We start from the raw sequence: 18,277 nt of genomic DNA, 5'->3' as shown, positions 1-18,277 counted from the left end.
ATCTGTAGGGTTTTACCATACATCCTAACATTATAATAACGAATATGCCCATAGGGGTTTTCTATGGAACCAAAAGGCTTATTTTATTTTGATGACCACAAGATCGGTCATGCCTTTGGAATCAATTCCAGAAAAGTCGTTACTAGCCGCATCACCGACCAAGATCAACCCACCATCAGTGCTTTCCACGACGCTAAAACCAAAGTCCAAATTAGACCCGCCAAAGGTTTTTTGGTAGATGAGATTTCCCTGCGCATCGGTCTTAATGATCCAAACATCATTTTCCCCTTGGTTTTCAGTAGCATCGCCATCGGTGCTTTTTGAATTTCCAGCAATCACAAAACCGCCCTCTTTTGTGACCGCCAAACCATTGGCGTCATCAAATTCGGTTCCCCCAAAGGTCTTTTCCCAAAGCAAATTCCCATTATCATCTATTTTGATGAGCCAGACATCGGAACCTCCATTGTTGCGGGAAACATCTGTATCTGTGCTAAAGGTATGCCCCACGATGGCATATGCGCCATCTGGAGTTTTGACAATATCGTTGGATACTTCAATTCCTGTTCCCCCAAAGGATTTTTCCCATAGCAAGGTGCCATTCGCATCCACTTTTATCACCCAAAAATCATAACTGCCCTTGGTGTTGGAGATATCAAAATCATCACTTTCCGAAAAGCCGGCCATGACAAATCCACCATCATTGGCCTGGACCACCCCATGGGCCCGATCGTTATTGGTTCCCCCGAAATAGCGTCGCCATTGCAGGTTGCCATCCGCATCTATTTTTGTTCCCCAAAACTCACCCACTCCATGACGGGTAAGGTAGTTGCTCCCTTTTCCGAAGTTGCCCTCGCCATTGGATTGGGTCACATCCAAAAATCCAGCAAAAAAGAAACCGCCGTCATCGGTCTGGACCACATCATAGCAATGATCATGCCCTGAAAAACCAAAACTTTGTTCCCATAAAATAGAGCCGTTGGCATCCAATCGCAAGATCCAGTTGTCATGAAAGCCTTCGTTATTGCTCCCATCGCCATCATCACTCATGGCATAGCCCACAATGGCATACCCTCCATCCGTGGTCTGGATTACCGCCTGGCCAAGGTCATCCTTGCTCCCTCCGTAGGTCTTACTCCATTGAAGGTTGCCTTCAGCGTCCAATTTCAACAGCCAATAATCATTTACCGCCAAGCTCTTGCCTTCCAAATCCCCATCCGTGCTATTGCTGTATCCCAAAATGGCATATCCCCCGTCCATGGTCTGGATGATGGAACGCCCTGTATCTTCCCCAGAGCCTCCAAAACTTTTCATCCATTGTACTTCTCCCAAGAAAGGTGGCTCCATATTTTGGTCCATGGTGTAATCATCATCCAAGCAAGACCAAAAACACAGTACAAGAAAAAAAAGTAGAATGGGTTTCTTCATGGCCTAGTTTGATTTTTGAACCACAAACAATCCAGAATTGATGTCGTTGATAAGAATTTTACCGCTTTCAAAAAAGGGATAAACACTCCACACCCCATTGAACCCAGCAGTGTTATTGGAAGGGTAGGTGTCAAAAAAGGCTTTTTCGGTAATGGTTCCAGAAGCAATGGAAGTAATATCCAACACCCGCATTCCTGCTGTATAATTGGCCAAGAAAAACTCATCGCTCATTACATACCCGTTATGATCGATGGCTCCTGTCGGGCCCAAATAGGTGGTATGCAAGACAGGATTGTCCAAATCAGAAAAATCAAAGACAAGGGTTCTGGAATCGAAGCCAAAATCCACCTCATCCAACTCGTCCCCCAAAATAAAATAGCGCTGGTCCTCAGTAAACCAACCTTGATGGGTATATCCGATGTTGGGGTAGGTCAAGGTCCCTATTTCAACGGGGTTGGATTTATCCGTAATGTCCACTAGGGCAATTTGACTTTCATTGGCCCCGATAAAGATTTCGCGTCCCGCATAATCCATATCCGGCCCATTATAGGTAACCACCTGGGCGTCATGAGTGTACCCATTGGCTCCATAGCCTCCTACGCCGTTCGGGTTTAAGGGATTCTGTATGTCAATGAAATGCACTCCCCCGTTAAAGGCATCGTTTCGAGCGGTTCCCACGGGGTAGGCAAATCCCATGGTTTCATTGATCACCACATTGTGGGCATTTCCAATTCCTGTGTATCGGGCATCAGCGGTAAATTCAACCGGAGGTTCAGTCACGTCTCGCAATCTTTTCAAATCAAAAACCTGCATGCCGTGATTACTTGCTTCGGAAACGATAAAAACAAAATCGCCATATACTTTTAAGTCCCGCCAAGAACTTGCCACGGTAGCGGTCAACAGTTTTCCCAAATACAAAGGGTTTTCAGAATCGGTGATGTCCACAAATGCCGTACCATTGTCCAGACCCACCAAGGCATATTCATTTCCCGTGGTGGTGTCGGTCCAACCCCAAATATCGTTGCCCTTGGCGGCGGCAAAAGCACCTAAATCCATCTGAAAAAGTAGGTCGTATTCTTGGCAAGGATACACATCGGCCATACCTCCCTCACAAGCCGAAAAACTGCGGGTCACCACTCCGGTCCCAATATTTGGACCATCGCCCCCGTTTCCTCCATTTTGATCATTGTTGGGAATTCCGGTTCCATTGTCGCTGGAACACCCCATAAAAAATAAAATCGCCAAAAGCGGTAAAATAGCTTTACTGGCCATAACACAGCAATTTTAAGTCTCTACTAAAGATACAATTTATAATTATCCTGTTTACTTTTGCCCCATGATAGAAGATAAGAATCCGCAGCGCACATCCTTGGAGGAAATGGGAGAGTTTGGCCTCATTGACCACCTTACCCAAAATTTTAAACTGAACCAGCCTTCATCATTAATGGGTATTGGTGATGATGCCGCTGTTCTGGATTTTGCAGATAAAAAAACTGTGGTTTCCACCGATATGTTGGTGGAGGGTGTCCATTTTGATTTAAGCTATATGCCCTTGAAGCATTTGGGATACAAATCGGTGATAGTAAATCTGTCCGATATCTATGCCATGAATGCCATGGCCACCCAAGTCACTGTTTCCATTGCGGTTTCCAATCGGTTTCCTTTGGAAGCGCTGGAGGAATTCTATGAAGGTGTGGCCACGGCCTGTAAAATTTACCATGTGGACCTTGTGGGTGGGGATACCACCTCTTCCAATAAGGGTATGATCATTAGTGTCACTGCATTGGGTGTGGCCGATGATGAGGATATTGTTTATCGAAAGGGAAGCAAGGCCAATGATCTATTGGTGGTAAGTGGCGATTTGGGAGGAGCCTATTTGGGGCTGCAAGTGTTGGAACGTGAAAAAGAAGTGTTCAAAGTGAACCCCAACAGTCAGCCCGATTTGGAGCCCTACTCCTACATTGTAGAACGACAACTAAAACCTGAAGCCAGAAAAGACGTGGTGGAGCTGCTTAAAAAATTGGAGGTGAAACCAACTTCCATGATCGACATCAGCGATGGACTTTCTTCGGAAATCCTGCATTTATGCAAAAGAGGCGAGGTGGGTTGTAACCTTTTTGAAGACCAGATTCCATTGGATCCTACCGTAATTTCAACCGCTGAGGAGTTTAAAATGGACAGCACCATGATTGCCTTGGGAGGAGGGGAGGACTACGAACTGTTGTTCACCGTGGACCAAGGGGATTATCCAAAGATCAAGGCCAACCCCAACCTGACCGTGATCGGGCATATGACCCAAAAGAGCGAAGGGGCCCATTTGGTGACCCGCGCCAAAACTAAAATTCCATTGACGGCCCAAGGCTGGAACTCCTTCAATGGATAGTACAAAAAATCCCGAAAATCAAGGGTATCCACTTCATGGTCTTGGGGCACGCAACCGATAGCCGTAGGTACTTACTTAAGTTTCCGGGATAAGCAATGTTTTCCCTAAAAGAAAAAAGGGTTATGCCACTTGGTGCACCACCCTACTTCTTCTTTTTCTGTACATATCTTCCAATGTGCTGTTGATTTCCTGCATCTGGGGCGTAAGGGCCGAAAGTTTGCCGCTTACATCGGTAGTGACCTGTTTTTGGCAATGGATACATTTGTATTCCTTAATGTGTTGGGTCACTTTTTTGGAAACCGTGTAGTGGTGTCCAAAAAGGTTGCAGAAGAATGAGGAGAATTTGTTGCCATGTTGTGAGGAGGGAGTCTTCATAGTCGGTGTTGTTTGGTGAGCACATGCGATTTGGGGAATCGAAAAAATGCCGTAATTAGTTAACTGTAATTTTTTGTTATACGTTGGTTTTTAGTTGAACGGTTTTCTTTTTGAACGAATGTTGATAACTTTTTATTTCACGGATATTACGCCAAATCGTTTTTTTCGATGAAATACACGTTAATCGGCAAAAAGTCAGCTTATTTCGTTGAATTGCGTTTTCGAAATATAATACATTAAGAAAATATTATCAACACTTTATGAACAAAAAATCGTTAACGATCACTGCCTTTGCCCTTTTCTCGCTCTTTTTTGGTGCGGGTAACCTTATCTTACCCCCACAATTGGGATTCAACTCGGGGAATCTATGGTGGTTGGTCACTTTGGGGTTTTGTCTTTCCGCAGTCATCATTCCCCTATTGGGTATTTTGGCCCATGCCCGCTTGCAGGGCACCATGTTCGATTTTGCCAAAAAAGTATCTCCCGTATTCAGTTGGGTCTACTGCTATTTGGTCTATGCCATTGCCATTGCCCTTCCTTCTCCCAGGACGGCCGCAGTTACCCATGAAATGGCCGTTCAACCTATGTGGGACACCCCCAGTTGGATTACCAGTGTTATCTACTTTGCGTTGGTTTACGTTTTTGTGGTAAACCGGTCCAAAATTTTGGATTTGGTGGGCAAACTGCTCACCCCGGGCATCTTGGCCATCCTTCTATTTATTTTTATGGTGGCCACTTTTTCATTCGATTTTAATTTTAGTGCCTCCCAGATAACACATCCATTCAGTCATGGAATTTTGGAAGGTTACCAAACTTTTGATGCCATAGGGGCCGTTGTGGTCGGAGCCGTCATTATCATTTCCATCAATCTAAAGAATGCGGATGCTTCTTTCGAATCCAAAAAAAGTCTGATCCGAAAATCCGGATTTTTAGCTGGTCTGGGGCTGTTCCTGGTCTATGCCGGACTCATTTTTACCGGGGCCGTGTTTGGAGACTCCTTTGACCCATCCATTTCAAGGACTGCGCTTTTAAGTGGTATCAGTCTACAGACATTGGGTGGCACCGCCCATTGGTTCCTAAGTCTTTTGGTGAGTCTTGCCTGTTTCACCACTGCTGTGGGGATTGTAACGGGCACTTCGGACTTTATTAAGGGTCAATTCAACGATTCTGTTTTGGCCTATCGGATTATGGCCGTCATCGGGTGTCTTTTAGGGATTCTCATGGGACAGCTCAACGTGGATTATATCATCGCCGTGGCACTTCCGGCCCTTATGCTGATTTATCCCATTACGATTATATTGATTCTACTGAACGTTGTCCCGGAAAAACTTGCCACACCTTGGGTGTTTCGTTGGGTGGTGATCACCACCATGATTTTTAGTATTCCGGATTTTTTGGGAAGTGTGGGATTAAGTTCTACAATAGGGCCATACATTGAATGGTTGCCCTTGATCAACTATCAATTGGGATGGGTACTTCCCGCTATACTGGTTTTTGTGATATCCAATCTGTTTCAGAAAAAATTGAATGGTCAAAATTTCGTTTCTTAAAACGATGCGGATAATGCCACCCCAAACATTTCGCCGGCATGGAAATCTATCTTGATGCCTTTGAAGAAATCGTTGTCCCCAAACACTATTTTTTTTACAAAGGGAGCGATTTGATAAGCCAGTTTTGTGCTTAAAATCCCAATGCCAGCTCCAGTGACCACATCGGTGAACCAATGTCGGTTGTTGTACATCCGAAGAAAGCCGGTACATGCCGCCACCAAATATCCCGATATTCCATACCAAACGGACACTTCACCGAATTCCTGATTCAAAAATTCCGCAGCCATAAAAGCGGTTGCCGTATGGCCCGAAGGAAATGCGTTATACGCGGTTCCATCCGGTCTTTGAATGGCGGTGAGTCTCTTGAGGCCTTGTACCGTGGCCCCCATGATCACATATGCGGTGCCCAAGGCGATGGTCCTATCCTTAAAATTATGCTTCCCCTTGACCCCAATTGCATTCAAGGCATATACGGACACCATGGGAACGTATTGGCTATAGTCATCTATATATGTACTCCTGTCCCGGAGTGCATCCATCTCGCTCCTCATTTGTAGATTAAAGCGTTTGATGCCGTCACTTTCAAGACCTATAAACCCATAACTTATCAAAGCGGTAGGGATAATCAGCTTTTTGTAATTGAATTCGGAATTGATGTTTTGTTCTAGGGAATCTGGCTGTATGCGTTGTGCAAACAGATTCGGACAAAACAAACAGAACAGTACTGCCAGTTTTATAAAATCTGCCATTCTTTTTTAATTGTGCACGCCTCCAAGGCATGAAGTAGGTTAAACTTATCTGCGGCCAGAACGGGACGGTTCAGGCGTTAGAGCCTCGAAGTTCAGGGTTCCCTAGATAAGTTTGTGTGCCCAATTGACGAATGGCAGGTATGGGTTTACCAATCCCATAAAGTAATTGACGGGGGATTTCTGAAAACCCTTAAAAGGGAAGGCGAATCGGTTTTACTATACGAACAGGAAATTAAAGGTGAAGATGAAATGGTGTTATATTTCCCCTTGTGTTCAGCATCCAATATATGATTCATGTGGAATCTCCCTTAAATCAGATACGGTTACAAACTCAAATTCTGTTTAGTGCACATTGTAGCGCTAGCTTATATTAAAATAATAAGAGTATATTGAAGAATCTTATACTTTATTAGCGTGGTTTGTTAGGTATTGTAGTTGTTTTTCTTCTCTCATGGCTAATTCTTTGGTTAATTTCAAAAGAACACATCACTGTTTTGGGGATACAGCCAACCAAGAGGCGCTTGAAAGGGTTTTTTATTGGTTTGATTTTCATGGCGTTGTTTTGCACTATCAATTTACTGGGCCAGTCCTATTTTAAGGACATTGGCTATGTAAGAAACCCTGATTATGGAATTTGGGAGAGCATCAATGGGATATGGTGGGCGTTTAAGGCCGCTTTGCTTGAAGAACTTATTTTTAGAGGTGCATTGTTATACCTTCTCATCAAAAGGTTAGGAGTCAATTGGGCATGCATCATCAGTGCATCGGCATTTGGAATATACCATTGGTTCAGTTATCAAATGTTTGGTAGCGGTCTCATTCCAATGGCCTATGTTTTTCTATTGACCGGAGCAGGAGGTTGGATGTTTGCCTATGCCTTTGCCAAAACGAAATCCTTGTATACGCCATTGGGATTGCATTTTGGATGGATCGTGATCAGTATAGTTGTTTTTTCCGCTGGCCCATTGGGCAATTCATTATTCGTTCCGGATGGTGAAGGTGTGGATTTAGGTGGATGGGAACAATTGTCGTTTTTTATTTTGCAGACATTGGTCGTGCCAGGAATTGTAACTTGGTATCTTATCAAAAATACCCGTAAAACTAAATTAGAGTTCCCAAATCCCCCGGAGTGATCGACGGGGTTTTCCAAAACCCCGCAAAGAAGAAGAATAAAAGCTACGGAGACTCTACCGGTGCAGTTCGGATTTTAACTTTACCAGCTCGCCCAACAATCGGGTTTCCTTTACCCGATCGGATAGGTTCATGGCCTGGGCAATTCGGTAAATTTCAAAGTTCAGGGTGTCAATTTCCGTTTCCCTTTTGTTGTTGATGTCCTGCAAGGTGGAGATAAACTGCCCGTCAGACATTCGGCTTATGGTCAACACCTGGTCTTCCAATTCCGAAGTGCCCAAATCCACCCCTTTTCTGTTGGCAATGGTCACGCATTCCGTAATCACCCGTTGCGCAATAGCCAGCACTTCCTTATTTCTGTAAAAGATGCCATTATCCACTTCCAACAACGGACAAATGGAATTGAAGACACTATTGGCAATTGCCTTTTTCCAGATGGTACGCTGGATGTTCTTTTCAGTCACAAATCTGAAATTGGGCGTATCCAATAGGCCTACTACTGTTTCCAAATTGGAGGTCCCTTGCTGGATAACCCCAATGGGCGATTCCGCAACGGGTTTGTAACTAACAGTATTGGCATCGTTATGCTGGCTGGTCATGAAAAGGACACATCGGTACAGTTCACCAAAGCCTTTCTCCAAAAAAGGTTGCTCCACACCCAGTCCATTTTGCAACAAAACCAAGGGTGAAGTTTTGGCTTTGGATTGCAGTTTTTCGGCGAGTGCCTCATTTCCGAACGACTTGTTGGTGAGGACCACCAACCCATCCAAGGTTTTGTGATGGTCCAAGGTACTGATACTGATATTCGCCTCAAGCTGAGCTTCATTCTTAAGCTGTAAGGTAATCTTTTGCTGATGGGGTTTGCCCTGACCTTCGCGACCGCGGATCAACTCTACTTCCTTTCCCTGATGATGGAGACAAACGGCCAACGTCTTCCCTACAGACCCAGCTCCGATGATGTACGTTTTCATACGACCAAAGGTACCAAGATTCCGCCAGATACTTTTTAGAGTCCGTCTTCCCTATCGGAAAGCCAATCCTTGTATTTCAATTTTAATTCGTTTCGGTTTATGGTTATACTTACTGTTGTAAAACAGTTACTTAACTATCGTTCTATATTTATCGGGGATTTGAAAATCTTCATTGGCACAAGAATCAATATTAAACTTCTTTAATCTTCCCAATTTCTCCAAACCTTCCAGGGAACGGATGTTAAATGTGTCGTCTTCTCCATCCCATTGTGGATAAACACAATGTTGAATGTTACGTCCACCTCCTTCCCATTCCAGGCTTTCTATTATATCCAACTGCTTTTCGATATCAACCTGTAGTACCCTTTTAAGGTTAAAGACATCAAAGCAATACTCAGAGAAATAAAATAATTTAGGAAGTTCAATTTTGTCCTCATTGGACAATTTATCCAAAACCGCCAATTTTACATTCATGTCAGAAAATGGTTTTGCCCAATTTTCTAGATTGAATTCTAGGTCATCCATGAGGTCCACTGTAACATTGTTTTCCCTTAATTCCCAAATAACCGACATGTTTTTATCACTAATTTCACCATGAACAAAAAGTCTTTTCAAAGACTTCATTTCCAAAGTAGGATCTAGGGAGCACAAAGCAGAAATTCCAATGGCCAATCCTTCCAAATTGTTAAATTGGGAAAGTATGGCCAAATCGTCAACCTTTGATAATGGAATGTTTAAAATCCTTAATTCTTTTTGACAATCAATCCCATCCAATGATCGAATCAATCTTTCAGTATTTCGTTGGAAATAACCGGGATACTTATCTATATCGTAAAAGCTGTAAGGGAGATGGTTGTAATCCCAGATCAATTCACCATTGCCCCACTTACCTCCAATTTTTTCATTGACATCCATTGGTATGTCTCCTTTGTAGTTGAATTGTTTTAATTCTTGTATGATTGCCTTTTCTAAATTCTTATCCATATGCTTTTGAGTTAGGATATGATTGCATGTTTAACAACTAAAAAAGGATATGAGTCATTAAACCAGATTCATGTCCTCGATACCCAAACTTCGAGAACCCTATCCTAAAATGAAAAGCAAAATTGATGAATACCCTCTCTGAAGCAACAAATGGCCAAAACCAATTGACGTAAGTTTTTGAAAAAGAAAGAAAGGTTATTCCGAACCGCGTTTTTTCTTATTATAATAATACAGGGCATAGGCAATCCCCGCCAGCACAACAAAGGGCAAATAGCTGCCAATGACCACGCCTATTTCATAGGAACTGTCCGGGGCTTCCTGTATTTTCTTTTCAATATCGGCTTGTTGGAGTATGACGAGCAGTCCCATGGTTAAGCATTCATGAGTTCTTCAATCTCTTCAATCTCAATGGGGATGTTGCGCATCAAATTGAACGGTTCCCCTTTTTCCTGGATGACCACATCATCCTCCAAACGGATACCCATTCCCTCTTTTGGGATATAGATCCCAGGTTCCACGGTAAAGACCATATTGGCCTTCATGGGTGTTTTCAATGCTCCGTAATCATGGGTGTCCAATCCAATATGGTGACTGGTACCGTGCATAAAGTATTTTTTGTAGGCAGGCCATTTGGGGTCCTCATTCTGTACATCGGCCTTGTCCAATAGACCAAGACCCAATAATTCGGAAGTCATGATCTTGCCCACCTCTTTATGGTATTCGGCCCAAAGAGTTCCGGGCACCAACATTTTTGTGGCTTGGTCCTTGACCCTGAGTACCGCACTGTACACTGCCTTTTGACGGTCGGTGAATCTTCCGTTGGCGGGTATGGTCCGGGTAAGGTCACTGGAATAGTTGGCATATTCCGCGGCCAAATCCATCAGGATCATATCCCCGTCCTTCACCTGTTGGTTGTTTTCCACATAGTGGAGCACATTGGCGTTGGCGCCTGATGCAATGATGGGGGTGTAGGCAAAGCCTTTGGAACGGTTCCGTATAAACTCATGGAGGAACTCCGCTTCCATTTCATACTCCCAAACACCGGGTTTCACAAATCCCAAAATCCTTCGGAAGCCCTTTTCGGTGATGTCGCAAGCGGTCTGCATCAATGCGATTTCCTCTGGTTCCTTCACCCCGCGAATCTGTTGTAAAATAGTATTGCTCTTCGCCCATTGGTGGGCAGGAAAATCCTGTTTACATTTTAGGATGAAACGGTCTTCCCGGGTCTGGGTCTCCACCGCTTGGCGGTAATGTTCATTGGTGTTGAAGTAAATCGTATCCGCCTCGGTCATCAAATCAAAAAATACCTTGTCAAAATCCGTGAGCCAGTAGACAGTCTCAATCCCTGATACGGCCGTGGCTTGTTCCTTGGTGAGCTTGGCCCCTTCCCAAACGGCAATATGCTCATTGGTCTCCCTCACAAAAAGAATCTCCCTGTGTTTATTGTCCATAGCGTCCGGGAAAAGTACCAAAATGGTCTCCTCTTGATCCGCTCCGCTCAGGTAAAAAATATCCCTTGCTTGCTCAAAGGGCATGGTACTGTCCGCTCCAATGGGATAAATGTCGTTGGAGTTGAACACCGCAATACTTTTGGGCTTCATCTGCGCCATAAATTTCTTGCGGTTCTTTATGAATAGGTTTCGATCTATAGGGAAGTATTTCATGTCAAAAAATGATTTGTCCAAATGTAGGTAATTGTGTTCCCGAAGACAAATTCATACCTTCCGGTTAAAATAAAATCCATGCAGCTCAACCTAAGCATCCCGGCCCTATTGTTTCCGGCCATTTCCCTGACCATGTTGGCCTACAATGCCCGATATTTGGCCATTGCGGCACTGATCCGACAGTTGCACAAACAGTTTGAGGAAACCTCGGCCCAACCCTTGAAACAACAGATAAACCAACTCAGAAAACGTTTGGGTATCATCAAAAACATGCAGGCCACGGCCATCATCAGTTTCCTATTGGCAGCGGTGACCATGTTCCTCATCTATGTGGAACTGAACGTTTGGGCCAATGTCATCTTTGGGGTTAGTCTGGTCTTCTTGGTCATTTCCTTGCTCTTGTCCCTACTGGAAGTTCAGCTTTCCACCAAAGCGTTGGGGATTCAGCTAAAGAGTATGGAAAAATGATCTCTTGTTGATAAGGAAATCCTTCCTTTCTTGAAATAAAGCAATTTTCGGGTCTTTTCATCCATGGCTTTTGTGTAATTTGGTAATGCTAATATGCACTTGTACAGAAGGTTATTCCTTTTGATAAAAAACAACCATCAACACACATCATCATGCAGACCAACCGAAAAAACCGAATCAAATCCATTGACATGCTGCGCGGGCTTGTCATGGTCATCATGGCATTGGACCATGTGCGCGATTATTTTCATTTCGATGCCTATTTCTTTGACCCAACGGACATGTCGCAAACCAATGTCCCTTTGTTCTGGACCCGGTTTGTTACCCATTTTTGTGCACCGGTCTTTGTTTTCTTGGCCGGGACCTCAGCTTTTTTTGTAGGACAACGCATCACTAAAAAAGCCCTCTCCACATGGTTGTTGAAGCGTGGACTTTGGTTGTTGATTGCTGAGTTCACCATTATAAAACTGGCGTGGATGTTCAAACTGGACTATTCCACCATCCTTCTTCAAGTAATTTGGGTGTTGGGTATAAGCATGGTCTGTTTGGCCGGATTTATCCATCTTCCCAGAAAGCTTATGATAGCACTCTCTCTTATTGCCGTTTTTGGTCATAACCTATTGGACTCCGTTGCTCCGACCGACCCGGTGACTTCAGGGATATGGACCTTATTGCATGTTTTCAATTTACTGGATTTGGGCAGTTTTCAACTCTTTGTGGGATATCCTATGATTCCTTGGATCTTTGTAATGCCCCTTGGATATTATTTTGGCGGGCTCTACTTGCCTTCCTTTGATGCCAAGCTACGCATTAAAAGGCTGTTTCAAATGGGTGCTGGGATGGTCTTGGTGTTTTTTGCGCTGAGGGCCTTCAACACCTATGGTGACCCTAACCTTTGGGCAGATCAAGATAGTATTGGGTTAACCATAGCTTCTTTTTTCAACGTGACCAAATATCCACCATCCTTGCTTTATTTATTGATCACGCTTGGTCCGTCACTAATCTTTTTGGGCTTGGTGGAAAACTGGCAAAACTACTGGACCGAAAAATTGGTGGTCATTGGTCGGGTACCCATGTTTTTTTACATCCTCCACATTTATGCGATTCATGTTTTGGCGGTGTTTGCCGCCATCTTAACAGGATTCAATTTTTCCGATATGGTCATCGATCTATGGGTCACTTTGCAACCCCAGCTAAGGGGATATGGGTTTAGCCTGTGGGTGGTTTACCTCATTTGGATCCTGCTGACCTTGGCCTTGTATCCCATTTGTAGTTGGTATAATGATTATAAGACTACCCATAGGGAAAAATGGTGGTTGACCTATCTATGAAAGGCTTTTTGGATTAAAAAGTATAGATGTTCACAAAACGGTGTCGGAATACGTCTTGGGATTGATTAATTTTACGGTCCCAGTATTTTTGGCATGCAGAAGACCGTTAAGGACATTGACTTTTTTAAGAATATCCGTGAGATTCGGGAATGCGAGTTTGGGGTTTTCTATTTCTTTGATGGGTTGGTCATTTCCGAAATCAAGGAAGGAACCGTCTTTAACTGGTACATGGCTAAAAAAATCATAGACATTGCCTACGAGATCATTGGGAGGGATGAACCCGTTGCCTACATTTCCAATCGGATCAATCATTACTCTGTTGTCCCCACGGATTGGTTGAAATTTTATAGAAATCGACATCAGCTCAAGTACTATTCCATTGTAAGCTATGACAAGGGTGGGCTATCCAGTATTGTTTTGGAGCGACTGTTCTTCAAGGAAAAAATTCGCCAGTTCCAAGACTTGGAAAGCGCCATTGCCTGGAGCCTTTCCAAAATAGAAGAAGAGAAGAAAGGCCTAGCGCCCCAGATGAAATAGGGCATCGCCTTGGTTGACCACAGCTTGGTGGTTGATACAGAGCACATAACCATCAAATGGGGCCTTGATTTTTTTGTTCTTTTTTGCGTAGGTATCCGTAACCAAGCCCAAAACCTCTCCTTTTTTAATCGATTGTCCATTGGCAATCTGTGGTATGAACATCCCTGCCCTGGGCGCCCTGACCCATCGGGTATACTCCAAGTGGACCGATGCACTTTCCTCTTTTAGTTCACTTTTGGCAAACATGTTCAGGCCATTCATTACGTTTTGTATCCCCTGCATGGCAAATGCAATGGCATTTTCATCAAACCGCATACTTTCACCCGCTTCATACACCATGGTAGGTATGCCCATTTTAAAAGTCGTCTTCCGAAAAGACCCGGTTATCAACTTGGAAGCAAAATGAAATGGCGCCCCGAAGGATTCCGCCAGCATCTTACTTTTGGGATCTTCCTGGGTATATCGGGCTTGGGGATGGTTATGGCGTTGGCTTCCCCCGGTATGCAAATCAATTCCAAAATCCACTTGTGGCAATAGCTGGGAGGCATAGGTGTGGGCAATCCTGCTGGCCAGTGACCCTGTTTTGCGCCCGGGAAAACTGCGGTTCACATCCTTCCCATCCGGTACATCCCTTGAAAAATGGATAAATCCAAAAATATTGAGGATCGGGACCACCATTACCGCCCCTTTTTTGACATTGAACTTTTTTTCCTGAAGCATTCTACGCAAGGTTTCTACCCCGTTGATCTCATCGCCATGCAGTCCGGCTTGCACCAACACGGTTGGACCGGCCTTCTTTCCATTGAACACATGTACCGGGATATCGATCAGGGTTCCCGTAGGCAAACGGGCTATGCCCAACTCAACGGATTTTTGTTCCCCGGGAGCTATACTTTCCCCGTTTATGGTGATGGTCTTGTTATCTTTTTCTGCGTCCATTTTTTTCCACATATTGGATGATGTGTTTGGCCACGTTCACATTTGTGGCGGCCTCTATCCCTTTCAATCCTGGAGAGGCATTTACCTCTATCAACAAAGGCCCCTTTTTGGAACGGATAAGGTCCACCCCGGCAACTCCAAGACCCAGATATTTTGTTGCGTTCAGGGCAATATATTTTTCCTTTGGGGTCAACTGGACCGCTTCGGTTTCCGCACCACGGTGTACATTGGACCTAAAATCATCGATATTGCTGATCCGTTTCATACTGGCCACCACCTTGTTTCCCACCACAATGATCCGAAGATCCTCCCCATGGGCTTCCTCAATATATTCCTGCAATAAAATACTCGTGTTCATATTGTAAAGCGTATCTATAATGGACTTGGCCGATTTTTTACTCTCGGCCAGCATTACCCCTTTACCTTGGGTGCCCTCCTGCAATTTTATGATGACCGGACCGCCACCCAAAAACTTGATCTGCTCCTCAACGTTGTGGGGATTGATGGAAAATACGGTTTCGGGAATGGGAATACCCTTTCTGGACATGATCTGGAGGGTCCGCACCTTGTTGCGGGCCCGGGTTATGCCCAAGGACCTGGCCGTGCTAAAGATGTCGTTCATCTCAAACTGCTTCACAATGGCGGCACCGTGACGGGTCACTGTGGTGCCAATACGGGGAATAATGGCATCGAACTCATCGGTAATATCCTCCGCATCCAAATAAATTTTGGGTTTGTCCGTGCCCAACTGTACCGAACATCGGGTATGATCGATCATTTCCACATAATGTCCGGCATTTTGGGCCTCCTGTGCTATTCTTCTGGTGGAATGTACGTTGAGGCTAACGGATAAAATGGCAATGTCCATGATTAGGTTTCGGTTGGTAATTATCGGTAATATCGGTCAAAAATCCCAAACTTGATGCCCGATAAGGTTTTGAAAATAGGATCAAGCCTTATGTATTGACCAAACCTATTTCTTCCAAGGGGCACCCAACAGCTTAAAATCAATCTAAATAAGCTGTTTTCCAATATTGAAAGCTTGTTAAAAACTCGTCCGTGCTGTAAATTTGTCTCAAAACCAGCACTAATGAGTGGATTGATAAAATCTTCAATTGCCCGAAAAGTTGTGATGGCACTTTCGGGTCTTTTTTTGGTTGTTTTTCTTACACAACATTTTACCATTAACATTGCCTCGGTCCTAGACCCTGAAACCTTTAATGCTTGGTCCCATTTCATGGGATACAATCCATTGGTACAATTTGTTCTTCAGCCCGTTCTGATTGCGGGGGTGATCATCCATTTTGTCATGGGTTTTGCTTTGGAAATCCAGAACAAGAAAGCAAGGGGTGGCAGTTATGTGAAGTACAAGGGAAGCGCCAACGCACCATGGGTGTCCAGAAACATGATCTATTCCGGATTGGTGATCTTAGCTTTTTTGGCACTCCACTTTTATGATTTTTGGGTTCATGAAATGGCCTACAAATACATAGAGGTTTCCCCAGAGGACCCAACGCGTTATTACCATGAAACCGTAGAGAAGTTTGCTCCATTCTGGAGGACCATCATCTACATTGTTTCATTTTTCCTTCTGGGTCTTCACCTGTGGCATGGCTTTGCCTCTTCTTTCCAGAGTATGGGATTGAACAACAAGTACTCTCCAGGTATCAAGACATTTGCAAAAATATTTTCGGTGGTCATTCCTTTGGGCTTTGCTTTCATCGCCCTGTATCATCACCTTAACCCAGTAACACATTAAGTATGGGCATAATGGATTCCAAAATTCCATCCGGGCCTTTGGCCGATAAATGGACCAAACATAAGAACGACATCAATCTTGTAAATCCCGCCAACAAAAGGAACATCGATGTTATTGTGGTAGGAACAGGGTTGGCTGGAGGTGCGGCTGCCGCTACCTTGGCCGAGTTGGGTTACAACGTTAAGACCTTCTGCTATCAAGATTCCCCACGTAGGGCACACTCCATTGCTGCCCAGGGAGGGATCAACGCAGCCAAAAACTATCAAGGGGATGGGGATAGTAACTACCGTCTCTTTTACGACACCATAAAAGGAGGGGACTACCGTTCCCGTGAAGCCAACGTATACCGATTGGCAGAGGTATCCGGAAACATTATTGACCAATGCGTGGCACAGGGAGTTCCTTTTGCCCGTGAGTATGGTGGTATGTTGGACAACCGTTCATTCGGTGGAGTACTCGTTTCCAGAACCTTTTATGCCAAAGGGCAAACAGGCCAACAGTTGCTTTTAGGAGCCTATTCGGCCATGAACCGACAAATCAATCGGGGTAAGATCCAAGCCTATAACCGTCATGAAATGATGGACTTGGTCCTAGTGGATGGAAAAGCGCGTGGTATCATCGCCCGGGATTTGGTAAGTGGGGAGATTGAACGACACAGTGCCCATGCCGTGGTTTTGGCCACTGGAGGGTATGGAAACGTGTTCTTCCTATCCACAAACGCCATGGGAAGTAACGTAATGGCGGCATGGAGAGCACACCGTAAAGGGGCTTTCTTCGCCAACCCATGTTTTACGCAAATCCACCCAACTTGTATCCCGGTTTCAGGAGAACATCAATCCAAATTGACCTTGATGTCCGAATCCCTGCGAAACGATGGCCGTATTTGGGTGCCCAAGAAAATGGAAGATGCCGTGGCCATCCGTGAAGGGAAATTGAAGCCCACGCAACTTGCGGAAGAAGATCGTGATTACTATTTGGAACGACGTTATCCCGCATTCGGTAACCTTGTGCCCCGTGATGTGGCTTCAAGAGCTGCCAAGGAGCGTTGCGATGCCGGATTTGGTGTGAACAAGACCGGGGAGGCCGTGTATTTGGATTTTGCTTCAGCCATTAAACGTTACGGAAAAGAAAAAGCGTTGACCTCTGGACTTAAAAATCCTGATGAGGCCACCATTATAAAATTGGGAGAAGAAGTCATTGAAGCCAAATATGGTAACCTCTTCCAGATGTATGAAAAAATTGTGGATGAGAATCCATACAAGACCCCAATGATGATCTATCCTGCGGTGCACTACACCATGGGTGGACTTTGGGTAGATTACAACCTTCAGACCACCATTCCCGGTTGCTACGCAGCAGGCGAGGCCAACTTTAGCGACCACGGTGCCAACCGATTGGGAGCTTCGGCCTTGATGCAAGGTCTGGCCGATGGCTATTTTGTGCTGCCTTATACCATTGGTGACTACCTGTCCCATGATATCAGGACCGGAAAAATCCCAACCGACTCCGCAGCGTTCGATGAGGCCGAGAAGCAAGTCCGTGACCGTATGGAAAAACTGATGGGCGGTTCTGGAATCCATTCCGTGGATTACTATCACAAAAAGTTGGGCAAGATCATGTGGAACAAATGTGGTATGGCCCGAAACGCCAAAGAATTGGAAGAGGCCGTCAAGGAGATTTCCGACTTGCGCAAGGATTTCTGGGAAAACGTAAAGGTTCCCGGAACCATCGACTCCAAAAACCAAGAATTGGAAAAAGCCGGACGAGTGGCCGATTTCTTGGAACTGGGTGAACTGTTTGCCAAGGATGCCCTGCACAGAAACGAATCCTGTGGTGGACATTTCCGTGAGGAATACCAAACCGAAGAGGGTGAGGCATTGCGTGACGACAAGAACTTTAAATATGTGGCCGCTTGGGAATTTGCCGGTGAGCCCAAAGATGCCAAATTGCACAAAGAGGATTTGGTGTATGATAATATTGAACTGAAGACACGATCCTACAAATAAGAAAC

At 44.7% G+C, this 18,277-nt stretch carries 18 protein-coding genes; 8 read left to right on the top strand and 10 right to left on the bottom strand.

Annotation, left to right across the window (positions count from 1 at the left end):
* Positions 1-78: 78 nt before the first annotated feature.
* Positions 79-1,425: a hypothetical protein gene (locus DN53_RS08700; RefSeq protein ID WP_129653987.1), complete on the bottom strand. Its 1,347-nt coding sequence runs from the start codon at positions 1,423-1,425 to the stop codon at positions 79-81.
* A gap of 3 nt (positions 1,426-1,428) precedes the next feature.
* Positions 1,429-2,697, bottom strand: a complete 1,269-nt coding sequence (locus tag DN53_RS08695; protein ID WP_165357326.1) for a choice-of-anchor B family protein — start codon at positions 2,695-2,697, stop codon at positions 1,429-1,431.
* A 64-nt stretch (positions 2,698-2,761) separates the two neighbouring features.
* Here DN53_RS08695 and thiL point away from each other — a divergent pair, with 64 nt between their 5' ends.
* Positions 2,762-3,808: a thiamine-phosphate kinase gene (gene thiL / locus DN53_RS08690; RefSeq protein WP_129653986.1), complete on the top strand. Its 1,047-nt coding sequence runs from the start codon at positions 2,762-2,764 to the stop codon at positions 3,806-3,808.
* A 120-nt stretch (positions 3,809-3,928) separates the two neighbouring features.
* Here thiL and DN53_RS08685 read toward each other — a convergent pair whose 3' ends face one another.
* Entirely contained in the window at positions 3,929-4,183 is a 255-nt protein-coding gene (locus DN53_RS08685; protein ID WP_129653985.1) for a hypothetical protein, read from the bottom strand.
* A 260-nt stretch (positions 4,184-4,443) separates the two neighbouring features.
* On the opposite strand from DN53_RS08685, the gene brnQ reads away from it, so the two are divergent.
* A complete protein-coding gene (brnQ, locus tag DN53_RS08680) occupies positions 4,444-5,733 on the top strand; it encodes a branched-chain amino acid transport system II carrier protein (RefSeq protein WP_129653984.1) in 1,290 nt (429 codons plus the stop codon).
* Here brnQ and DN53_RS08675 read toward each other — a convergent pair.
* Positions 5,730-6,482, bottom strand: a complete 753-nt coding sequence (locus DN53_RS08675) for a phosphatase PAP2 family protein (RefSeq protein ID WP_129653983.1) — start codon at positions 6,480-6,482, stop codon at positions 5,730-5,732. The genes brnQ and DN53_RS08675 overlap by 4 nt on opposite strands.
* 521 nt (positions 6,483-7,003) lie before the next feature.
* On the opposite strand from DN53_RS08675, the gene DN53_RS08670 reads away from it, so the two are divergent.
* A complete protein-coding gene (locus tag DN53_RS08670; RefSeq protein WP_129653982.1) occupies positions 7,004-7,615 on the top strand; it encodes a CPBP family intramembrane glutamic endopeptidase in 612 nt (203 codons plus the stop codon).
* A gap of 54 nt (positions 7,616-7,669) precedes the next feature.
* Here DN53_RS08670 and DN53_RS08665 read toward each other — a convergent pair whose 3' ends face one another.
* The 4 genes from DN53_RS08665 to DN53_RS08655 all read right to left on the bottom strand — a co-directional run bounded on the left by DN53_RS08665 (position 7,670) and on the right by DN53_RS08655 (position 11,232).
* Positions 7,670-8,584, bottom strand: coding sequence for a ketopantoate reductase family protein (locus tag DN53_RS08665; protein ID WP_129653981.1), 915 nt, complete (start codon positions 8,582-8,584; stop codon positions 7,670-7,672).
* A gap of 126 nt (positions 8,585-8,710) precedes the next feature.
* Positions 8,711-9,568, bottom strand: coding sequence for a DUF6892 domain-containing protein (locus tag DN53_RS08660; protein ID WP_129653980.1), 858 nt, complete (start codon positions 9,566-9,568; stop codon positions 8,711-8,713).
* Positions 9,569-9,763: 195 nt separating this feature from the next.
* Entirely contained in the window at positions 9,764-9,937 is a 174-nt protein-coding gene (locus DN53_RS17905; protein WP_165357324.1) for a DUF4448 domain-containing protein, read from the bottom strand.
* A gap of 2 nt (positions 9,938-9,939) precedes the next feature.
* The gene (locus DN53_RS08655) at positions 9,940-11,232 is read right to left on the bottom strand and encodes an aminopeptidase P family protein (RefSeq protein WP_129653979.1); all 1,293 of its coding nucleotides are present in this window, start codon (positions 11,230-11,232) and stop codon (positions 9,940-9,942) included.
* 78 nt (positions 11,233-11,310) lie between these two features.
* On the opposite strand from DN53_RS08655, the gene DN53_RS08650 reads away from it, so the two are divergent.
* The 3 genes from DN53_RS08650 to DN53_RS08640 all read left to right on the top strand — a co-directional run bounded on the left by DN53_RS08650 (position 11,311) and on the right by DN53_RS08640 (position 13,568).
* Positions 11,311-11,700, top strand: a complete 390-nt coding sequence (locus DN53_RS08650; protein WP_116217617.1) for a DUF2721 domain-containing protein — start codon at positions 11,311-11,313, stop codon at positions 11,698-11,700.
* A gap of 152 nt (positions 11,701-11,852) precedes the next feature.
* A complete protein-coding gene (locus DN53_RS08645; protein WP_129653978.1) occupies positions 11,853-13,031 on the top strand; it encodes an acetyltransferase domain-containing protein in 1,179 nt (392 codons plus the stop codon).
* 93 nt (positions 13,032-13,124) lie between these two features.
* Entirely contained in the window at positions 13,125-13,568 is a 444-nt protein-coding gene (locus tag DN53_RS08640; protein WP_129653977.1) for a hypothetical protein, read from the top strand.
* Here DN53_RS08640 and DN53_RS08635 read toward each other — a convergent pair.
* Positions 13,548-14,507, bottom strand: a complete 960-nt coding sequence (locus DN53_RS08635) for a succinylglutamate desuccinylase/aspartoacylase family protein (RefSeq protein ID WP_129653976.1) — start codon at positions 14,505-14,507, stop codon at positions 13,548-13,550. The genes DN53_RS08640 and DN53_RS08635 overlap by 21 nt on opposite strands.
* Complete coding sequence (locus DN53_RS08630) at positions 14,488-15,375, bottom strand: RimK family alpha-L-glutamate ligase (RefSeq protein WP_116216759.1); 888 nt, start codon at positions 15,373-15,375, stop codon at positions 14,488-14,490. The genes DN53_RS08635 and DN53_RS08630 overlap by 20 nt, the downstream gene beginning before the upstream one ends.
* 222 nt (positions 15,376-15,597) lie before the next feature.
* On the opposite strand from DN53_RS08630, the gene DN53_RS08625 reads away from it, so the two are divergent.
* Both DN53_RS08625 and DN53_RS08620 read left to right on the top strand, forming a co-directional pair.
* The gene (locus DN53_RS08625; protein WP_129653975.1) at positions 15,598-16,266 is read left to right on the top strand and encodes a succinate dehydrogenase cytochrome b subunit; all 669 of its coding nucleotides are present in this window, start codon (positions 15,598-15,600) and stop codon (positions 16,264-16,266) included.
* Positions 16,267-16,268: 2 nt separating this feature from the next.
* On the top strand, positions 16,269-18,272 hold the full coding sequence (locus tag DN53_RS08620) for a fumarate reductase/succinate dehydrogenase flavoprotein subunit (protein WP_129653974.1): 2,004 nt from the start codon (positions 16,269-16,271) through the stop codon (positions 18,270-18,272).
* Positions 18,273-18,277: the final 5 nt, after the last annotated feature.

This window comes from Flagellimonas olearia, assembly GCF_004150225.1.
Classification (GTDB): domain Bacteria; phylum Bacteroidota; class Bacteroidia; order Flavobacteriales; family Flavobacteriaceae; genus Flagellimonas; species Flagellimonas olearia.
This window is presented reverse-complemented; position numbering and strand designations above follow the sequence as displayed.

Coding starts and splice junctions, on each gene's coding strand:
- DN53_RS08655 (WP_129653979.1), bottom strand. CDS start 11,232: ATGAAATACTTCCCTATAGATCGAAACCTATTCATAAAGAACCGCAAG.
- DN53_RS17905 (WP_165357324.1), bottom strand. CDS start 9,937: ATGGGACTGCTCGTCATACTCCAACAAGCCGATATTGAAAAGAAAATA.
- DN53_RS08660 (WP_129653980.1), bottom strand. CDS start 9,568: ATGGATAAGAATTTAGAAAAGGCAATCATACAAGAATTAAAACAATTC.
- DN53_RS08640 (WP_129653977.1), top strand. CDS start 13,125: ATGCAGAAGACCGTTAAGGACATTGACTTTTTTAAGAATATCCGTGAG.
- DN53_RS08685 (WP_129653985.1), bottom strand. CDS start 4,183: ATGAAGACTCCCTCCTCACAACATGGCAACAAATTCTCCTCATTCTTC.
- DN53_RS08675 (WP_129653983.1), bottom strand. CDS start 6,482: ATGGCAGATTTTATAAAACTGGCAGTACTGTTCTGTTTGTTTTGTCCG.
- DN53_RS08650 (WP_116217617.1), top strand. CDS start 11,311: ATGCAGCTCAACCTAAGCATCCCGGCCCTATTGTTTCCGGCCATTTCC.
- DN53_RS08695 (WP_165357326.1), bottom strand. CDS start 2,697: ATGGCCAGTAAAGCTATTTTACCGCTTTTGGCGATTTTATTTTTTATG.
- DN53_RS08625 (WP_129653975.1), top strand. CDS start 15,598: ATGAGTGGATTGATAAAATCTTCAATTGCCCGAAAAGTTGTGATGGCA.
- DN53_RS08635 (WP_129653976.1), bottom strand. CDS start 14,507: ATGGACGCAGAAAAAGATAACAAGACCATCACCATAAACGGGGAAAGT.
- DN53_RS08700 (WP_129653987.1), bottom strand. CDS start 1,425: ATGAAGAAACCCATTCTACTTTTTTTTCTTGTACTGTGTTTTTGGTCT.
- DN53_RS08665 (WP_129653981.1), bottom strand. CDS start 8,584: ATGAAAACGTACATCATCGGAGCTGGGTCTGTAGGGAAGACGTTGGCC.
- DN53_RS08645 (WP_129653978.1), top strand. CDS start 11,853: ATGCAGACCAACCGAAAAAACCGAATCAAATCCATTGACATGCTGCGC.
- DN53_RS08630 (WP_116216759.1), bottom strand. CDS start 15,375: ATGGACATTGCCATTTTATCCGTTAGCCTCAACGTACATTCCACCAGA.
- brnQ (WP_129653984.1), top strand. CDS start 4,444: ATGAACAAAAAATCGTTAACGATCACTGCCTTTGCCCTTTTCTCGCTC.
- DN53_RS08620 (WP_129653974.1), top strand. CDS start 16,269: ATGGGCATAATGGATTCCAAAATTCCATCCGGGCCTTTGGCCGATAAA.
- thiL (WP_129653986.1), top strand. CDS start 2,762: ATGATAGAAGATAAGAATCCGCAGCGCACATCCTTGGAGGAAATGGGA.